Below are 18,368 nucleotides of genomic sequence, written 5' to 3' on the forward strand. Positions count from 1 at the left end.
GCATAAGTTTCCAACTGAAAAATACTCAACTAGAAATTAAAAGCCATTGTTTAGATTAATGACTTTAACTATCTGTTTAAAGCACGTTATCCTAAGAGCAATTCGCTAAGTATGCGCGATAATTTAAAATAGTATAAGTAAACAGCGCTAATAAAAGGTATCCACATGTTTGAATTATTAACAGCCTTACCAGCCGATCCTATTTTAGGATTATTAACCCAATACCGTGCAGATAATCACGCCAATAAAGTCGATTTAGGTGTAGGTGTTTATAAAGACCCTAAAGGTCACACGCCAATTCTAGATTGTGTCAAAGTTGCAGAGCAACGTCGTACCGACACTGAAGATACTAAGGTGTATATTGGTCCAACCGGTTCACCTTTATTTAATCAGTTAATGACTGAGCTCGCTTTTGGTAAAAGCCATCCAGCTCTTCTGGCTAACCGTATTAGAACGGTTTCAACTCCTGGCGGCACTGGCGCGCTGCGTGTTGCTGCCGATTTCATTAAACGCTGTCGCCCTAATGCAGTATTATGGGTAAGCGATCCAACATGGGCCAACCATACTGGTTTATTTGAAGCCGCGGGGATCACAGTTAAAACCTATCCTTATTATGATTACGACACAAAATCATTAAAATTTGAACAAATGATTGCCGCGTTGAAACAGATCTCAAAAGATGATGTTGTGCTATTACATGCTTGCTGTCATAACCCAAGTGGTATGGATTTAACCACAACGCAATGGGATGAAGTCATCAAGGTGACTGCGCACCAAGGTTTTACACCACTAATTGATATGGCTTACCAAGGTTTTGGTGACGGTGTAGACGAAGATGCCTACGGCGTAAGGGAAATGGCCAAAGCAGTTGAGAACATGATTTTATGTAGTTCCTGTTCAAAAAACTTTGGCCTGTACCGAGAGCGCATCGGTGCATGTTCAATTATTGGTAAAGATGCCGCTCAATCTGATGTGGCCTTTTCCGTATTACTGTATGTTGTTCGTTGCATTTACTCTATGCCGCCAGCACATGGCGCAGCTATTGTTGAAACCATATTGGGTGATGAAACACTAAAACAGCAGTGGCTTGATGAATTAGCTGTGATGCGTAATCGCATTAATGGCAATCGTGCAATGTTAGTTAACAAGTTAATTGAACAGGGTGTTAGCCAGGATTTCAGTTTCATTGCGGCACAAAAAGGCATGTTCTCTTTCTTAGGGATCAGCCCTACCCAAGTTGAAACACTTAAATCTCAGCACAGTATTTATATGGTCGGTTCTAGCCGGATAAGTATTGCTGGGATCAGCGAGTCAAATGTAGACTATCTGGCTAAATCAATTGCAACAATATTATAATTGGTTAGCCATTATTGGTTTAATCATTGTGTTGTTAATAGTTCATTTAACGGTTAATCAACTGATGAAACGTAACTAGCTATTTAGTATGTTGTAATAGATTAAAATTAAAAAGGGCTGATAATTCAGCCCTTTTTGCTATGAAAAAATTTGATTAACTGTGCTTCTTTGCGAACGCATGCATAAAGTCTACTAGTTTTTGTACACCTTCTAGTGGCATGGCATTATATAAACTCGCTCGCATACCACCAACTATACGATGGCCTTTTAATGCCACTAAACCTGCGTTTTCTGCGTCAGCTAAAAACTCAGCATCAAGTGCACTATCAGCTAGTTGAAAAGTCACATTCATTCTTGATCGATTATCAATAGCAACGCCATTTTTATAAAACGCTAACTCATCAATACAGGCATAAAGTAGCGCAGCTTTTTGCTTATTTATACTTTCAATTACCGCAACACCACCCACACCTTTTAACCATTTGAACACTTCTGCCGCTAAATACCAGGCAAACGTAGGCGGGGTATTAAACATTGAATCATTATCTTTGGTGATAGTGTAATCCATCACTGATGATTGCACTAAGGTTGGCATTGCTAACATATCATCACGCACTATCACTATCGACAAACCCGACGGACCAATATTTTTTTGCGCGCCAGCATAAATAAGACCAAATTGGCTTACATCAATGTCATGGGACATGATAGTTGATGATAAGTCAGCAATCACAGGCCATGGGCTATTTAATGTGTCAAATATTTCAATACCATCAACGGTTTCATTAGCACAGTAATGTACAAAGCGATAATCTTTATCCATGCTGATTAAATCTGGAAGGCATACTTGATGTAAACCATTTATCGTTTCGACTATATTGATTTCATCAATTTGTGACTCGCCAGCAATGCGTTTAGCTTCTTTTACCGCTGAACTTGACCATTGGCCCGAAGTTAAATACAAAGCTCGGCCATTATCGCCTAAAAAGTTTGTCACTACATTGGTAAACTGACCTCGACCACCACCATGCATAAATAGCACATGGTAATTTTGTGGAATGTTCATGAGTTCGCGAAGATTTTTTTCTGCTTCTTGTGTTAAGGCAATAAACTCTTTACTGCGATGACTTATCTCCATCACGGAGACCCCTAGCCCATTCCAATCAATTAATTCCTGTTGTGCTTTTTGCATTACCGGTTGCGGTAACATCGCAGGACCTGCACAGAAATTATAAATTGTGCTCACAGACAACTCCTTCACTCTACTAATGATGATAGATTTTTATGTTCAATGTCAGTAATACTAAGGACTTTATCAACTGTTGAATAGCGCTTTTTTGCATGTTTTTGATGAAAATTTTTCCGTAAAACAAAACGAGCGCCAAAAGGCGCTCGTTTTCAATTAATCAACACTGACAATATTATGATTGCTCGTCTGACTCATCTTTAACTTCAGTATCACTATCTACTTCAACTGTATCCACATCCGTCGTTGCTTCATCTGCTTCTGCAGTAGGATCAACAATGATTGGGTTGCCGTCTTCATCTAATTCGTCATCAGATTGGATTTCTTCGATACGCTGCAAACCGACCACTTTCTCGTCTTCTGCTGTACGAATAATCGTGACACCTTGCGTGTTACGACCAATGACTGATACGCCTTCAGCTGGAGTTCTTACTAAAGTACCTTTGTCGCTTATCAACATTATTTCGTCAAAAGCACCAACTTGAACAGCGCCAACAACAGCACCATTTCGATCGCTGACTTTAATAGAAACCACACCTTTAGTGCCACGACTCTTAGCTGGGTATTCACTCAGTTCAGTGCGCTTACCGTAACCGTTTTCCGTTACAGTTAAGATAGCACCATCACCTTTTGGCACAATCAGGGATACCACGCGTTGGCCATCTTCTAACTTAATACCGCGAACACCTGTTGCTGTTCGGCCCATAGGACGTAGTGCAATGACTTCTTCGCCGGTTTCGGCGTCAATTTTCACTTCACCCGTTTCAGAGTCGCGTGCTTTTTCATTAAAGCGAACCACTTTACCGGTATTAGAGAACAACATGATGTCATCACTACCTTCAGTGATATCAACACCAATGAGCTGATCGCCCTCTTTCAGGTTTACAGCAATAATACCGTTTGCACGTGGATTACTGTAAGCAGTAAGTGCAGTTTTCTTAACGGTACCGTGCGCGGTAGCCATGATGATATATTTGTCATCAGCATATTCGCGAACCGGTAATATGGCGGTAATGTGTTCACCTTCAGATAAAGGTAATAAGTTAATAATTGGACGGCCACGCGCAGTACGGCTAGCCAATGGCAATTGATACACTTTAAGCCAGTACATTTTACCAAAGTCAGAGAAGCAGAGAATAGTATCGTGGGTATTAGCCACTAGTAGCTTCTCAACAAAATCTTCATCTTTTACTTTAGTTGCCGCTTTACCTTTACCACCACGACGTTGTGCTTGGTAGTCAGAAAGGGGTTGATACTTGGCATAACCTAAATGTGATAAGGTCACAACAACATCTTCTTCGTTGATCAAGTCTTCAAGACTCATATCAATTTCATTAGCGTTAATAATTGTGCGACGTTCATCACCGTATTGCTCAAGTATTTCTTCTAACTCTTCTTTGATGACTTCCATCAAACGCTCAGGACTGCTTAAAATCAGCAACAAAGCGGCAATAACAATTAATAACTCTTCATATTCAGCAAGAATTTTGTCATGTTCAAGACCGGTTAAACGGTGTAAACGTAACTCAAGAATAGCCTGTGCTTGTTGCTCAGTTAAATAGTAAGCCCCATCACGAATACCGTATTCAGGTTCTAACCATTCTGGACGAGCAGCATCATCACCCGCTTTTTCTAACATGCCTTGTACGTGACCTAATTCCCAACCTTGAGCAACAAGCTTGGCTTTCGCTTCCGCTGGTGTTGGTGAGGCTTTAATTAAGGCAATAATCGGGTCGATGTTAGCCAGTGCTATAGCCAGAGCTTCAAGAATATGAGCACGTTCACGGGCTTTTCTTAATTCAAATACTGTACGGCGGGTAACCACTTCACGGCGGTGAAGAATAAAGCACTCAAGCATTTCTTTAAGGTTAAATAACTTAGGTTGGCCATTTGTTAGCGCGACCATGTTAATACCAAACGAACATTGCATCTGAGTTTGAGCATAAAGGTTATTAAGAACAACCTCGCCCACTTCACCACGTTTTATCTCAATAACAATACGCATACCGTCTTTATCAGACTCGTCACGTAAACCACTGATGCCTTCAATTTTTTTATCTTTAACAAGCTCAGCAATTTTTTCAATTAGACGTGCTTTGTTAACTTGATATGGAATTTCATGAACAATAATACGTTCACGACCATTCTCATCGGTTTCAACATCAGCCTTTGAGCGCATAATTGCGCGACCACGGCCAGTGTTATAAGCATCAATAATGCCTTTTCTGCCGTTAATCGATGCTGCTGTAGGAAAATCAGGACCAGGAATATATTCCATTAGCTGCTCAATTGATAAGCTAGGCTCTTCAATTAAGGCTAAACACCCTTTAACAACTTCGTTTAAGTTATGTGGAGGAATATTGGTTGCCATACCCACAGCAATACCTGATGAACCGTTAATGAGTAGGTTCGGTACTCTAGTTGGTAATACTGCTGGAATAAATTCTGTGCCGTCATAGTTAGGTACAAAATCGACCGTTTCTTTCTCTAAATCAGCCAATAAAGAATGGGCTAATTTCTGCATACGAATTTCGGTATAACGCATCGCAGCCGCTGAATCACCGTCAACCGAACCAAAGTTACCTTGGCCGTCTACTAATGTGTAGCGTAATGAGAATGGCTGTGCCATACGAACAATAGTGTCATAAACGGCGGTGTCACCATGAGGGTGATATTTACCGATTACGTCACCGACAACACGAGCGGATTTTTTATAAGGTTTGTTCCAGTCGTTTTTAAGTTCGCTCATTGCAAACAAGACACGGCGATGTACAGGCTTTAGGCCGTCACGCACGTCAGGCAATGCACGACCAACAATTACACTCATAGCGTAATCTAGATACGAATTTTTGAGTTCGTCTTCAATATTAATTGGCGAAATAGATGAAGCCAGATCAGTCATAAACTGCGCGTTCCCCTGAAATTGAGCTGACGATTTTTAATCTATAATATCGTCAAGCTTTAAAACGTGATTTGGCATTCTAACACAGATATTTAATGTCGCCAGAGCAAACCTAAACCAAATTGACTTTAGTGTTAATAAAAAGGCTAACTTACTCATTTACCAGTAACTTAGTACTCTAGCAAGTCCAGATTTAATGGTTTAAGAATGTTTATTTTGAGTAACAAATAAACAATCTAACCGATAGATTGTTTAAATAACCACCTGAACATAGCAAAAGTTGGCTGGGATCATCAGCATTGGCGTATTTTAGCCCTATTAAAAACTGCATCAATGGATATAATGTCATCCATAATGCATAACAATATCTAGGTAAATCATGTCTACTGAAACTGCTGCGAATAAAAATGTCGACCCCGATGAGATTGCTAAATTTGAAGCAATGGCACAAACCTGGTGGGATCCAAATGGCTCCTTTAAACCGTTACATCAGCTTAATCCATTACGTTTAAATTATATCGATCAAACTGCACAGGGCATTTTTGGTAAAAATGTGCTCGACATTGGTTGTGGCGGCGGAATTTTATCTGAAAGTATGGCTAAAATCGGCGCCCATGTAGATGGCTTAGATATGGGTAATGAACCACTGGAAGTGGCTCGCTTACATGCATTAGAAACTGGTGTAACAGTCAATTACATCAAATGCACCGCTGAAGAGCACAGAGATACGCATCAAGCTTATTACGATGTGGTGACCTGTATGGAAATGTTAGAACATGTCCCTGACCCGCTATCTGTCATACAAGCATGCTGTGACATGGTGAAACCAGATGGCTATGTGTTTTTCTCTACTATTAATCGTAATTGGATGTCTTATTTAACCGCGATTGTCGGTGCAGAGTACCTACTTAAGATGCTGCCAGTAGGCACCCATGATCACAGCAAGTTTATTCGCCCTTCTGAATTAATAAATCTTGTCGATAAAACAGACTTATTGTGCAAAGACGCATTGGGCATAGCCTATAACCCACTATCTGGTGTGTTTAAATACACTAACAGTGTTGATGTTAATTACATGATTGCTACACAAAAAGTCGATTAGCATTGTCTGCTACCGCTTAGGAGTCTGCGTGTTAAAGCCCTTGATTAAAGGTGTGTTATTCGATTTAGACGGCACACTTGCCGATACTGCGCCAGATTTGGTCTATGCACTGAACCTTGGCATGGCTGATTGGGGTTATGCTCCATGCAGTCTTGAAAAAGTGAAGCACGCTGCTACTCATGGTAGTTTGGCGCTGGTTAAGGCTGCACTGCCTAATATTAGCGATGATGAGCAAAAACAGATTCAACAAGCATTATTGCATCATTACCAGCTCATTAATGGTGACAAAAGCATTCTATTTGATAACCTTGCAGAGTTATTGAATCATTTTGATGATAACGGTACTCCCTATGGAATTGTGACTAACAAGCATGCTCGCTTTGCCCGTCCTTTGGTTGACAAACTCGGCTTGATGTCGCGAATTAAAACTCTTATCAGTGGTGACAGTACTTTGCACCCTAAACCTCATCGCGCACCTATGCTACTTGCCGCGCAGCAGATGAACATCAGTCCTGAATCGATTATTTATATAGGAGATGCTGAACGTGACCTTATCGCGGCTCAAAATGCCAATATGATTGGCGGAATAGCGCATTGGGGTTATTTATCGCCCCAAGACAAACCTGACACTTGGCCTGGACAACTCCATTTTAAAACCACACAGTGTTTATATGACTATTTTGTATTGAACCGTCAACTTACTTAATATTATTGATATAAACGGTGTTGTTAAACGGCTTTTAAGCTAACTCAAACAATCAATCAAAGATCAATCTAAAAATCAGCTAATAGAATCGATCGCTGATATTTTTAGCGATCAAATTCTTTTAAAATTACGGACAATTATTCTACAGCCCACAGAAAAGCTATATAAATTTGGGGTGTAGGGTTAGCTTTTACTAACTGTTGCGATTATCCTCAACTTATCCACAAGATGTTCTAGAAATTGTGGCTTGCAAAAACCCTCCAACCTCACTATCTTGTATGTTAGATTTTAAAAAACACCATATCTTGTGTGTCAAATGCAATCACAGACACTAATGAGTTGTTTAAAATAACTCATTTAATTAAGCTGAACGGGTGACTTAGCGTGCTAAAATGTCTCAATCCGTCGTATTTAATGCTTCAGCATGATTGTTTTTACATAAAAACGTAAACGTGGTTAGACACGATCGCTTTTGGTATTAAGCGCTCAATCACAATAACAGATATAATCAAGGCCTCTCTGCAATGAATAGCAATATGACTGTCACTAAACGCTGTGGCGAACGTGAAAATATCGATTTAGACAAAATCCATCGCGTTATTACTTGGGCAACCAAGGGATTAAAAAACGTATCTGTATCCGAAGTTGAACTCAGATCGCATCTACAATTTTTTGATGGTATTCCAACAGAAGCGATTCATGAAACGATCATCAAAGCCGCGGCAGATCTTATTTCCCCTGAATCACCCGATTATCAGTTTGTGGCAGCACGCTTAGCAGTATTCCATTTACGTAAAAAAGCATTTGGTCAGTTCGAACCGCCTAAATTATATGACCATGTCACCAGACTGGTTGAAATGGGCAAATATGATATGCATATTTTGGCTGATTACAGCCGCGAAGAGTTAGACATCTTAGATACTTATGTTGACCATTGGCGCGACATGAACTTCTCTTATGCCGCCGTTAAGCAACTAGAGGGTAAGTATCTAGTTCAAAACCGTGTCACCCACGAAGTATATGAAAGTGCTCAGTTCCTTTATATATTAGTTGCTGCGTGTTTATTTTCAAAGTACCCCAAAGACACTCGTTTACAGTTCGTAAAAGATTTTTATGATGCGACATCAAGCTTCAAGATCTCTTTACCGACACCGATTATGGCAGGTGTGCGCACACCGACACGTCAATTCAGCTCATGTGTATTGATTGAGTGTGACGATAGCTTAGATTCTATTAATGCCACCGCCTCATCAATTGTGAAATATGTCAGTCAACGTGCTGGTATTGGTATTAATGCTGGTCGTATTCGTGCTTTAGGTAGCCCTATTCGTGGAGGTGAAGCCTTTCACACCGGTTGCTTACCCTTTTATAAGTATTTTCAAACTGCGGTTAAGTCATGTTCACAGGGCGGCGTTCGTGGTGGCGCGGCTACACTGTTTTATCCAATATGGCATTTAGAAGTTGAATCTTTACTTGTACTGAAAAATAACCGTGGTGTTGATGATAACCGTGTTCGCCATTTAGATTATGGTGTCCAGTTAAACAAGTTGATGTACCAACGTTTAATTAAAGGCGAAGATATCAGTTTATTCAGTCCATCTGATGTACCGGGTTTATATGATGCATTTTTTGAGGATCAAGTTGAATTTGAACGTTTATATGTTCAGTATGAGCAAGATCCAGCTGTGCGTAAAAAGCAAATTAAAGCGGTTGAGTTATTTTCGTTAATGATGCAAGAGCGCGCTTCTACAGGCCGTATCTATATTCAAAACGTGGATCACTGTAACACCCACAGCCCATTTGACTCAAAAGTAGCGCCAATTAAACAGTCTAATTTGTGTCTAGAAATCGCCCTGCCGACTAAGCCATTAAAGAACATTGATGATCCTAATGGTGAAATTGCACTTTGTACTTTATCTGCACTGAATTTAGGCACCATCAAGAATCTAGAAGAATTAGAACCGCTAGCTGAGCTTGCAGTTCGTGCGTTAGATAATTTACTTGATTATCAAGATTATCCGATCATTTCGGCGCAGTTAGGCTCAATGAATCGACGTACTTTGGGTATAGGCGTCATCAATTACGCCAATTATCTCGCTAAAAATGGTAAGCGTTATTCCGATGGTTCAGCCAATAATTTAACCCATAGAACATTTGAAGCGATTCAATTTTATCTATTAAAAGCCTCAATGAAACTTGCCCAAGAGAAAGGCGCCTGTCCGTTATTTAACGAGACAACTTACTCTAAAGGCATTCTACCCATTGATACTTACAAGCGTGACTTAGATAAAATTTGTGATGAGCCACTGCATTTAGACTGGGAAGGTTTACGTACCGATATTTTGCAATATGGTTTACGTAACTCAACATTATCAGCATTGATGCCGTCTGAAACCTCGTCGCAAATATCTAACGCCACTAATGGTATTGAACCGCCACGCGGTCTTATTAGTGTCAAAGCCAGTAAAGACGGTCAATTAAAACAAGTTGTACCCGATTTTGACACATTGAAAGATCAATACGAGTTATTATGGAACATGCCAAATAACGACGGGTATTTACAACTTGTCGGCATTATGCAGAAGTTTGTTGATCAGGCGATATCTGCCAACACTAATTACGATCCAATGAAGTTCCAAAGTCGTAAAGTACCTATGCAAACGCTATTAAAAGATTTGCTAACGGCTTACAAGCTGGGTGTAAAGACATTGTATTACCACAACACCCGTGACGGTGCGTCGGATCAACAAGATGAGATAATATCCATCGAAAAAGAAGATGATGATTGTGCCGGTGGTGCGTGTAAGATATAAACCTCTGGTTTATTGATATCACTTAATTAAGAAATTAAATGCGGGGAGCACTCCTCGCTTTTTTGGGAAAAGAAGCATGGCTTATTCAACATTTTGTCAAACACCTAATGATGCGACTCAAGAACCTATGTTCTTTGGTCAACCCGTTAATGTGGCGCGATATGACCAACAAAAATACGAGATTTTCGAAAAATTAATCGAAAAGCAGTTATCTTTCTTTTGGCGACCAGAAGAAGTAGATGTCAGCCGTGACAAAATTGACTTTGCCAGCCTTCCTGATCATGAAAAGCATATTTTCCTGTCAAACCTTAAATACCAAACTTTACTTGATTCGATTCAAGGCCGCTCACCTAACGTAGCTCTTTTGCCGTTAGTCTCATTGCCAGAACTCGAAACCTGGATTGAAACCTGGTCTTTTTCAGAAACGATCCACTCTCGCTCATATACTCATATTATTCGTAATATCGTGAACAACCCATCAGTGGTGTTTGATGATATTGTTGAAAATGAGCAGATTTTGAAACGTGCTGGTGATATTGCTAAGTACTATGATGATTTGATCTACCTCACCCAAGTTAATAATTTACACGGTGAAGGTACTCATTTAATTAATGGTCAAGAAGTAACGGTTAACTCCCGTATTCTTAAGAAGACCTTGTATCTTTGTATGATGTCAGTCAATGCATTGGAAGCAATTCGTTTTTATGTCAGTTTTGCATGTTCATTTGCCTTTGCTGAACGTCGCTTAATGGAAGGTAATGCCAAAATCATTCGCTTAATTGCACGTGATGAAGCACTTCACTTAAATGGTACCCAACATATTTTAAGTTTAATGCAAGGTGGCAAAGACGATCCAGAAATGGCTGAAATTGCCATTGAGTGTTATTCAGAAGCCTATGACTTATTCCACAAAGCAGCTGAACAAGAAAAAGAGTGGGCTAAATACTTATTTAAAGACGGCTCAATGATCGGCTTAAATGAACAAATTCTTTGTCAATATGTTGAGTACATTACCAACCAACGTATGAAAGCGGTAAACTTACCCTTACCTTACGAAGAATTATCTAATCCACTCCCTTGGATGAAGAACTGGTTAGAAAGTGATGCTGTGCAGGTTGCACCCCAAGAAGTTGAAGTATCATCTTATCTTGTGGGGCAAATTGACTCGGCTGTCGATGGCGATGAGTTTTTAGATTTTGACTTATAAACACTTTTTCATTACAGCGCCGATTGTTAGCTTAAAGGGACAACCGGCAATCTTGTTCGACGGTAAACAAGCAACATTGCTTGAGGCGCTTGAGGACAAGAAAGTAAAAGTTTTTTCGGAGTGCCGTAATGGATTTTGCGGCGCCTGTAAAACAAAAGTCATTTCTGGTGAAGTCACTTATACCAAGCAGCCGTTGGCTGAACTTGAGCAAAACGAATGCCTACCCTGTTGCTGTATTCCAAAAACTGATTTAAATCTTTCATTGTCGAAGGACGATAGTGAACAGGTTAGTGCAAGCAAAGTAAATCCTACCCAGTCAATGACAAATAAATCACAACAAGGAGTTGAAATGGCTTTTCTTCTAGATGATGCAATACTTGGTGGGAATTGACATCAAATAAAATCACTGCATTAACAGTATAAAATCTCGTATAATCAAAAATTTAGCTAAAAAATAAAGTCATGATGATTTATATCAAGTTTTAGATGAATTATATCGACACAAGATACCTAGATAGATTTTTGTTTGAACATACCCTTTACGACAAGGTATGAAGTAGATAGTACTATCAGCACTATGAACTACTCCATCGGCCGCCCTTTTGTCTTCACATCAAAAAAGTAACCATTTACCAAGGTAAAACTTGACCATTTGCATGTTTAAACACCCCTGTTTGGCTTAGATCAAGTTTATTAATTAATTTGATTAGTCGGCCGGCGGATTCTGTTGCTGAAATATCGCCATTATGATTAACCATATCTGTTTGCACATATCCTGGATGGTAAATACCCACAGCGATATGTCTTTCGGCCAAATCAATACTCAGTGACATTGCAGCAGCATTTAACGCTGCTTTAGACATCCTATATCCATAGCGTCCACCTGAACCATTGTCTGCAATAGATCCCATTCTTGAGGTGATCATCGCCACTTTACTTCCATGACTTAATTGATCTTGTAAAGTATTCACAATTAATAGTGGTGCTAGTGCATTCACTTCAAACTGTTCTCTAATGCTACTTATATTTAAATCAAACAGACTTTCATCACGTAATATGCCCGCGTTACAGACTAATATATCAATATGAATACCCCGCAAGCCGTTTACCATTGCAGTGATACCTGAAGCGGTTGCGACATCAACCCCGGTTATGACATTAACCGATAATGCAGCTAATTTATCGGATGATTGACGGCATATAGCATACACATTAAAACCTAAATCTTTAAAACCCTGTGCAAACGCTAAACCTATGCCACGATTTGCGCCAGTGATGACCACATTTTTACTCATTCCATTTTCCTATTATTGTTGGTTAACGTAAATGATGATTCAACAGATTGTAGCCTCACTCACTCTTTATCCAGAGTAGCAGCTAACTACATATCTTAGTTCAATAAAACTGCTGAATAGCATAGCAAGATACTAATGGGCAGAGTAATGTTAAATCAGGATATTATTTTATAGAGACTTTCAGCCAACTCTAGTACCTTAACGACAGTATGTTTAAACCTATTATTAATATTAATGCATAAGGACACAGGGCTATGTCATCATTGTCAAACACATCATCCAAAGCATTAGCTAGCCTAACTCTGCCTAATGATATTAAAGCCCATGAAAATATATGGCATCAACGTATACTCGGTGAAGACAAGCAACGTAGAAACGATCACCGCAGCCCTTTTCAGCGAGACCGAGCCCGTATTCTTCACTCAGCTGCATTTAGACGTTTACAGGCGAAAACCCAAGTATTAGGGATTGGCATGAACGATTTTTATCGTACTCGTCTTACACACTCACTTGAGGTATCTCAAATTGGAACCGGTATTGCTGCCCAACTAAGACGTAAGTATCCGAATCTTAAATATTTACTTAATTCAATGAGCTTAATTGAGTCACTGTGCCTAGCACATGATATTGGTCATCCTCCATTTGGTCACGGTGGCGAAGTCGCATTACACTATATGATGCGTGATCACGGTGGCTTTGAGGGCAATGGTCAAACCTTTAGAATATTAACCCGACTTGAACCTTATACGCCTGATACTGGTATGAATTTAACCCGCAGAACCCTATTAGGTGTACTGAAATATCCTGCACCCTACTCTCAGTTAAGAATCGATACTCATCAAGCTGAGGTTAAACATCATCGCCAGTTAAAACCATCACAATGGCCGCCAGTTAAGGGCATTTTTGATGACGATAAACCGATACTCGATTGGGTACTGTCTAGCTTGACCGAACATGATCAACAATTGTTTCTGTCCAGTGAGCAAAGTCTGATTCATCCTGATTACCCACACTTAAAAACAAAGTTTAAATCACTCGATTGCTCTATTATGGAGTTAGCTGACGATATAGCCTATGCGATACATGATCTTGAAGATGCCATTGTCATGGGTATTGTGAGTGCCAGCCAATGGCAACAAGATGTCATGAGTCAACTGCAAGGTATTGAAGACAATTGGCTTAAAAAGGAATTTATCACTATTGGTAATAAACTATTTTCTCACCAACATCACTTACGTAAAGACGCTATAGGCACTCTCGTAAATGCATTTGTCACCGCAATCAATATACAAATTAAGCCTGAATTTGATGAACATTTATTAAAATACAATGCAGAACTAGAAACAGATTTTGCACTAGCTTTAAATGTCTTAAAACAGTTTGTGTTTAAATTTGTTATACGCAAACCTGAAATTCAAATGCTCGAGTACAAAGGCCAACAAATTGTAATGGAGTTGTTTGAAGCATTTGCATCCGATCCCGAACGATTACTGCCTTTAAATACCGGTGAACGTTGGACTAAAGCTGCCCAAGCAGATAACAATCCGATGAGGGTGATGGCGGATTATATATCTGGCATGACTGATGGCTTCGCAGCAAGATTACATCAACAATTATTTGGTGGCCAAGCGTCAGGAATGCTAGATCTCAGCCGAGAACCTTAACCATATTAATGTATAGCTTAAACGTCACGCCCTATTCGCTAACCTTTTAACTTTAGCATATAGGGCGATAAATACTTTTATAGGTATGGCTAGGCCCTAATGCAATGTTGATTACAACACTCAGCGACCTAGAAAATAGGATAAATATGGCTAACCTCAGCTCGGGATAATAAACGCTTACCAAACAGCCCTTTGTCTTGCTAACTGCGTTATTTTTTTCACAAGAGTACGTGCAATAGGCCAGCTATTGACGTGTTAATGCGCCTTGTTTTCAAAACAAATAGCAAGTTTGCTACAAAATAAGCTAAATCTGTTGAATTCAGCTTATTGAGCCCATCTCTTAACCCGAGTTGAGGTTAACTAAAGCTCAATCTGCTTATACTGTAGGGTGTTTTTGTTGACCCCAAGATTTGACAAAATAGCGTAATGGTATTTGTGAGACTAAAATGCCCATCAGCATTAATCCACACCCGAGTAATGCCCTAGCATCTAAGGTTTCACCCAGAATAACAATGCCACCAATTGCTGCAAACACAGTCTCTAAACTGAGAATAATGGCAACATGCGCTGGATGGGCATTTTTTTGTGCGACAACTTGTAAAGTATAACCCACGCCCACTGAAATAATCCCTGAATACGCTAGTGCGGCCCAGGCTAATCCAATATTAGCAACCACAGTCGTTTCAATCATCATAGAGACCGTAATACTTAATAAGCCACAGAAAATAAATTGTAAATGCGACAATAATATCGGTGAGTGTTTTTTGGCAAAGTGGTCGATGATCAGGATATGTATCGCCCAAAATACAGCGCCAATTAATTGCAATAAGTCACCATAGCCGATGCGCATGTCATCTTTGATGCTTAAAAAATATAATCCCACCACAGCAATTGCACAGCCAATCCATGTATTAACACCGGTTTGATGTTTAAGAATAAGTCCAAGCACTGGCACTATTACGATATATAACCCTGTGATAAATCCAGCATTAGCCGCGGATGTATACTGTAACCCCACTTGTTGCAATGACGCGGCAATAAACAATACCGAGCCAGCACTAATTGACGCTATCAAAAGTGATTTCTTTTGGCCAACTAGTAAGGTTTTTTTATTGGCGAAATACCAGATCAATGGCAATAAACTCAGAGCACCAATAAAAAATCGTAAACTATTGAACATAAAGGGCGCTAAATGATCCATCCCCAAAGATTGCGCAACAAATCCAAAGCCCCAAACAGCTGCTGTTAATAATAATAATAAATTAGCAATCACAGTTATTTCACCGGAAAAAAGAAAACAAGATTACTCAAGTTGTTAACTGACTACAAGATAGCCTGCTAATTTATCCTTCTAACATAAAAAACAGATAAAGCTTTTTAATCTACGCGAGCTAGGTTAGCCTAATTATTAACAAGTTTGCTAAGCCATTTTATTGATAAGCTTCATCGGAATTAATCACTCACCATGCAATTAAATGAATTTTTGATACGCTTTCAACTGCAAGCTCTTTCAGCCAATAGCATTACCTCTGCACCAGCACATTATCCTGGCAGAGAAGCCGCTGTGCTTATCCCTATTCAGCAGATTGGCGGTGAGCTATATCTCATCTTAACTAAACGCGCGATGCATCTTCGTCACCATCCTGGTCAAATAAGTTTTCCAGGCGGAAAATTTGAGCAAAGTGATCGTAATGCAATTGATACCGCACTTCGTGAAGCACAAGAAGAGATTGGTTTGCTAAAAACCAACGTCGATGTGATAGGCTCATTTCCACCGCACAAAACATTCACCGGATTTGAAATCACGCCAATTGTTGGCATTATCAAACAACCTTTTAAGCTAACAATTGATCCTGGTGAAGTAGCCAGCTGCTTTAGGGTGCCACTTAATTACTTTAAACAAACGAGTAATCGTCATTTAGGCCAACACTGGCGCAAAGGCAAGTGCTATGAAGTGCACTATATGCCGTTTGAGGATAAATTTATTTGGGGCGTGACGGCTGCGATGATTGACCTATTGTGTCGACATATTGACAACTATGGCTTAATCAAATAACAAAGCGAATATATAAACCAGCAGATAGGGACACTAATAATAACAAGGGAATATTAAACCAGACTCCCATTCGAGTAGTCGTTTTTGCGTAAAAGTTAACCAGCAGGTTGAGTAAACTTACCCCCGCACACCACCAAATAATATATTCTAATTTTACCGTTAAAGCGGCATCCCAATCAAAACGTACCTCAACACCTTGTGATAAGAAATAACCTACCGCACGATCAGGTCTTGCCTCACCGTAAATAAGTAATGCATAGATGGCCAAACTCCACCCTAACAAAGATAATATGGTTAATATGACTTGTAATACACCTAACCGCGACATGCTATTTCCTTAGCGACTTTAAAAAACCATTAATTCAAACTAAATCTGAGAAGCTAAATAACTCATATTCAGCGACAAACAGAAATATACGTTAATTTCAGCTAGTATTTAAACCTGTGAATTAACACTATCACAATAATATCCCTAGAATAGCGTTTTCAGCTTGAGAAAAGCCACCATAAAGGTAAGATAAAGGCAAAATTACTTACTATTTTAATGTTGGAGAATAAAGCAACAATGAGCATTGCATCTGTCGCTTCTGTATTTAAAGGTGAACACGTCGTTGGTTCGCAAGTCACTGTACGTGGCTGGGTGAGAACTCGTCGCGATTCAAAAGCTGGTATCTCTTTCTTGGCCGTGTATGACGGCTCATGTTTTGACCCAATTCAAGGCGTCGTGCCAAACAGCCTAGCCAATTACAATGACGATGTATTGAAATTGACTGCTGGCTGTTCTGTCGTCATGACCGGTGAAGTGGTAGCCTCTCCGGGTGCGGGTCAAGCATTTGAATTACAAGTGTCTGAGTTATTAGTCACAGGTTTTGTTGATGACCCTGATACTTACCCAATGTCTGCGAAACGTCACTCGATTGAGCATTTACGTGAGCTTGCACATCTACGTCCACGTACCAATATTATTGGTGCTGTTGCTCGTGTACGTAACTGTTTATCCCAAGCTATCCATCGTTTCTACAATGAAGAAGGCTTTATCTGGGTCTCTACCCCGCTAATTACCGCATCTGATTGTGAAGGCGCCGGGGAGATGTTCCGCGTGTCGACATTAGACATGGAAAATCTACCTCGCACAGCTGAGGGTAAAGTTGATTACGATAAAGATTTTTTCGGTAAAGAATCATTCTTAACCGTATCAGGTCAACTAAATGCTGAAACTTATGCTTGTGCACTGTCTAAAGTGTATACCTTTGGCCCAACTTTTCGTGCAGAAAACTCAAACACTACTCGCCACCTTGCCGAATTCTGGATGGTTGAACCTGAAGTAGCATTTGCGACCTTAGATGATGCTGCTGAACTAGCTGAAAAAATGCTTAAATTTGCATTTAAAGCTGTACTTGAAGAGCGCATGGACGACTTGAATTTCTTTAATGAGCGAGTTGATAAAACCGTTATTGAACGTTTACAGTCATTTGTTAACAGTGATTTCGCCCAAGTCGATTACACCGATGCGGTTGAAATTCTTAAAAACTGCGGTAAACAGTTTGAGTTCGATGTGGAATGGGGTATCGATTTACAGTCTGAACACGAGCGTTATTTAGCTGAAGAACACTTTAAAGCGCCAGTTGTCGTGAAAAACTACCCTAAAGACATTAAAGCTTTCTACATGCGCTTAAACGATGACGGTAAGACAGTTGCCGCAATGGACGTATTAGCACCAGGAATTGGTGAGATCATTGGTGGAGCACAACGTGAAGAGCGTTTAGACGTACTTGATGCTCGCTTAGCTGAAATGGAGTTAAGCCAAGAGGATTACTGGTGGTATCGTGACTTACGCCGTTATGGCACAGTACCCCATGCAGGTTTTGGTTTAGGCTTTGAGCGTTTAGTGTCATATGTGACTGGTGTTAACAACATTCGTGATGTTATCCCATTTCCTCGCGCACCACGTTCAGCAAGTTTCTAACACTTATTGGTCATAAAAAACGCGCTGTTATAGCGCGTTTTTTTATGTTTTGAAT

At 39.9% G+C, this 18,368-nt stretch carries 14 protein-coding genes; 9 read left to right on the top strand and 5 right to left on the bottom strand.

All coding sequences use genetic code 11. From position 1 onward, the window contains the following. The first annotated feature begins 165 nt into the window (after positions 1-165). On the top strand, positions 166-1,356 hold the full coding sequence (locus tag ACRWQL_RS01320; protein WP_434926120.1) for an amino acid aminotransferase: 1,191 nt from the start codon (positions 166-168) through the stop codon (positions 1,354-1,356). 154 nt (positions 1,357-1,510) lie between these two features. On the opposite strand, the gene serC is transcribed toward ACRWQL_RS01320, so the two are convergent. Beyond that, the gene (gene serC / locus ACRWQL_RS01325; protein ID WP_434951882.1) at positions 1,511-2,602 is read right to left on the bottom strand and encodes a 3-phosphoserine/phosphohydroxythreonine transaminase; all 1,092 of its coding nucleotides are present in this window, start codon (positions 2,600-2,602) and stop codon (positions 1,511-1,513) included. Positions 2,603-2,777: 175 nt separating this feature from the next. Then, positions 2,778-5,504, bottom strand: coding sequence for a DNA gyrase subunit A (gyrA, locus tag ACRWQL_RS01330; RefSeq protein WP_434951884.1), 2,727 nt, complete (start codon positions 5,502-5,504; stop codon positions 2,778-2,780). A 379-nt stretch (positions 5,505-5,883) separates the two neighbouring features. On the opposite strand from gyrA, the gene ubiG reads away from it, so the two are divergent. The 5 genes from ubiG (at position 5,884) to yfaE (ending at position 11,723) form a co-directional block, all read left to right on the top strand. After that, complete coding sequence (gene ubiG / locus ACRWQL_RS01335; protein ID WP_434951886.1) at positions 5,884-6,606, top strand: bifunctional 2-polyprenyl-6-hydroxyphenol methylase/3-demethylubiquinol 3-O-methyltransferase UbiG; 723 nt, start codon at positions 5,884-5,886, stop codon at positions 6,604-6,606. Positions 6,607-6,634: 28 nt separating this feature from the next. Next, on the top strand, positions 6,635-7,312 hold the full coding sequence (locus ACRWQL_RS01340) for an HAD family hydrolase (protein ID WP_434951888.1): 678 nt from the start codon (positions 6,635-6,637) through the stop codon (positions 7,310-7,312). Between the two features lie 524 nt (positions 7,313-7,836). Then, positions 7,837-10,125 carry a class 1a ribonucleoside-diphosphate reductase subunit alpha gene (nrdA, locus tag ACRWQL_RS01345; protein ID WP_434926116.1) on the top strand — a complete coding sequence of 763 codons (2,289 nt, stop codon included), beginning with the start codon at positions 7,837-7,839 and terminating at the stop codon, positions 10,123-10,125. Positions 10,126-10,201: 76 nt separating this feature from the next. Beyond that, complete coding sequence (gene nrdB / locus ACRWQL_RS01350; protein WP_226409913.1) at positions 10,202-11,332, top strand: class Ia ribonucleoside-diphosphate reductase subunit beta; 1,131 nt, start codon at positions 10,202-10,204, stop codon at positions 11,330-11,332. Continuing rightward, positions 11,322-11,723: a class I ribonucleotide reductase maintenance protein YfaE gene (gene yfaE, locus ACRWQL_RS01355; RefSeq protein WP_434951890.1), complete on the top strand. Its 402-nt coding sequence runs from the start codon at positions 11,322-11,324 to the stop codon at positions 11,721-11,723. Before nrdB ends, yfaE begins: the two co-directional genes overlap by 11 nt. A gap of 238 nt (positions 11,724-11,961) precedes the next feature. Here yfaE and ACRWQL_RS01360 read toward each other — a convergent pair whose 3' ends face one another. After that, complete coding sequence (locus ACRWQL_RS01360; protein ID WP_434951892.1) at positions 11,962-12,627, bottom strand: SDR family oxidoreductase; 666 nt, start codon at positions 12,625-12,627, stop codon at positions 11,962-11,964. Between the two features lie 254 nt (positions 12,628-12,881). Between ACRWQL_RS01360 and ACRWQL_RS01365 the strand changes: the two genes are divergently transcribed. Further along, positions 12,882-14,291: an anti-phage deoxyguanosine triphosphatase gene (locus ACRWQL_RS01365; RefSeq protein WP_434926113.1), complete on the top strand. Its 1,410-nt coding sequence runs from the start codon at positions 12,882-12,884 to the stop codon at positions 14,289-14,291. A gap of 376 nt (positions 14,292-14,667) precedes the next feature. Here the strand turns inward: ACRWQL_RS01365 and ACRWQL_RS01370 are convergent, their stop codons facing one another. Beyond that, positions 14,668-15,564 (bottom strand): DMT family transporter, encoded by an 897-nt coding sequence (locus ACRWQL_RS01370; RefSeq protein WP_434931912.1) that lies wholly within the window; start codon positions 15,562-15,564, stop codon positions 14,668-14,670. A 192-nt stretch (positions 15,565-15,756) separates the two neighbouring features. Between ACRWQL_RS01370 and ACRWQL_RS01375 the strand changes: the two genes are divergently transcribed. Beyond that, the gene (locus ACRWQL_RS01375; protein WP_434951894.1) at positions 15,757-16,347 is read left to right on the top strand and encodes a CoA pyrophosphatase; all 591 of its coding nucleotides are present in this window, start codon (positions 15,757-15,759) and stop codon (positions 16,345-16,347) included. Here the strand turns inward: ACRWQL_RS01375 and ACRWQL_RS01380 are convergent. Beyond that, positions 16,340-16,675 (bottom strand): hypothetical protein, encoded by a 336-nt coding sequence (locus tag ACRWQL_RS01380; RefSeq protein ID WP_226409919.1) that lies wholly within the window; start codon positions 16,673-16,675, stop codon positions 16,340-16,342. The two genes, ACRWQL_RS01375 and ACRWQL_RS01380, sit on opposite strands and share 8 nt — an antisense overlap. A gap of 237 nt (positions 16,676-16,912) precedes the next feature. On the opposite strand from ACRWQL_RS01380, the gene asnS reads away from it, so the two are divergent. After that, positions 16,913-18,313: an asparagine--tRNA ligase gene (gene asnS, locus ACRWQL_RS01385; RefSeq protein ID WP_434926110.1), complete on the top strand. Its 1,401-nt coding sequence runs from the start codon at positions 16,913-16,915 to the stop codon at positions 18,311-18,313. Positions 18,314-18,368 lie beyond the last annotated feature (55 nt).

Source organism: Shewanella sp. HL-SH4 (assembly GCF_051164845.1).
In the GTDB taxonomy this organism is placed as follows: Bacteria; Pseudomonadota; Gammaproteobacteria; order Enterobacterales; family Shewanellaceae; genus Shewanella; species Shewanella glacialimarina.

Coding starts and splice junctions, on each gene's coding strand:
- ACRWQL_RS01320 (WP_434926120.1), top strand. CDS start 166: ATGTTTGAATTATTAACAGCCTTACCAGCCGATCCTATTTTAGGATTA.
- gyrA (WP_434951884.1), bottom strand. CDS start 5,504: ATGACTGATCTGGCTTCATCTATTTCGCCAATTAATATTGAAGACGAA.
- ubiG (WP_434951886.1), top strand. CDS start 5,884: ATGTCTACTGAAACTGCTGCGAATAAAAATGTCGACCCCGATGAGATT.
- nrdA (WP_434926116.1), top strand. CDS start 7,837: ATGAATAGCAATATGACTGTCACTAAACGCTGTGGCGAACGTGAAAAT.
- nrdB (WP_226409913.1), top strand. CDS start 10,202: ATGGCTTATTCAACATTTTGTCAAACACCTAATGATGCGACTCAAGAA.
- ACRWQL_RS01360 (WP_434951892.1), bottom strand. CDS start 12,627: ATGAGTAAAAATGTGGTCATCACTGGCGCAAATCGTGGCATAGGTTTA.
- ACRWQL_RS01365 (WP_434926113.1), top strand. CDS start 12,882: ATGTCATCATTGTCAAACACATCATCCAAAGCATTAGCTAGCCTAACT.
- ACRWQL_RS01375 (WP_434951894.1), top strand. CDS start 15,757: ATGCAATTAAATGAATTTTTGATACGCTTTCAACTGCAAGCTCTTTCA.
- ACRWQL_RS01380 (WP_226409919.1), bottom strand. CDS start 16,675: ATGTCGCGGTTAGGTGTATTACAAGTCATATTAACCATATTATCTTTG.
- asnS (WP_434926110.1), top strand. CDS start 16,913: ATGAGCATTGCATCTGTCGCTTCTGTATTTAAAGGTGAACACGTCGTT.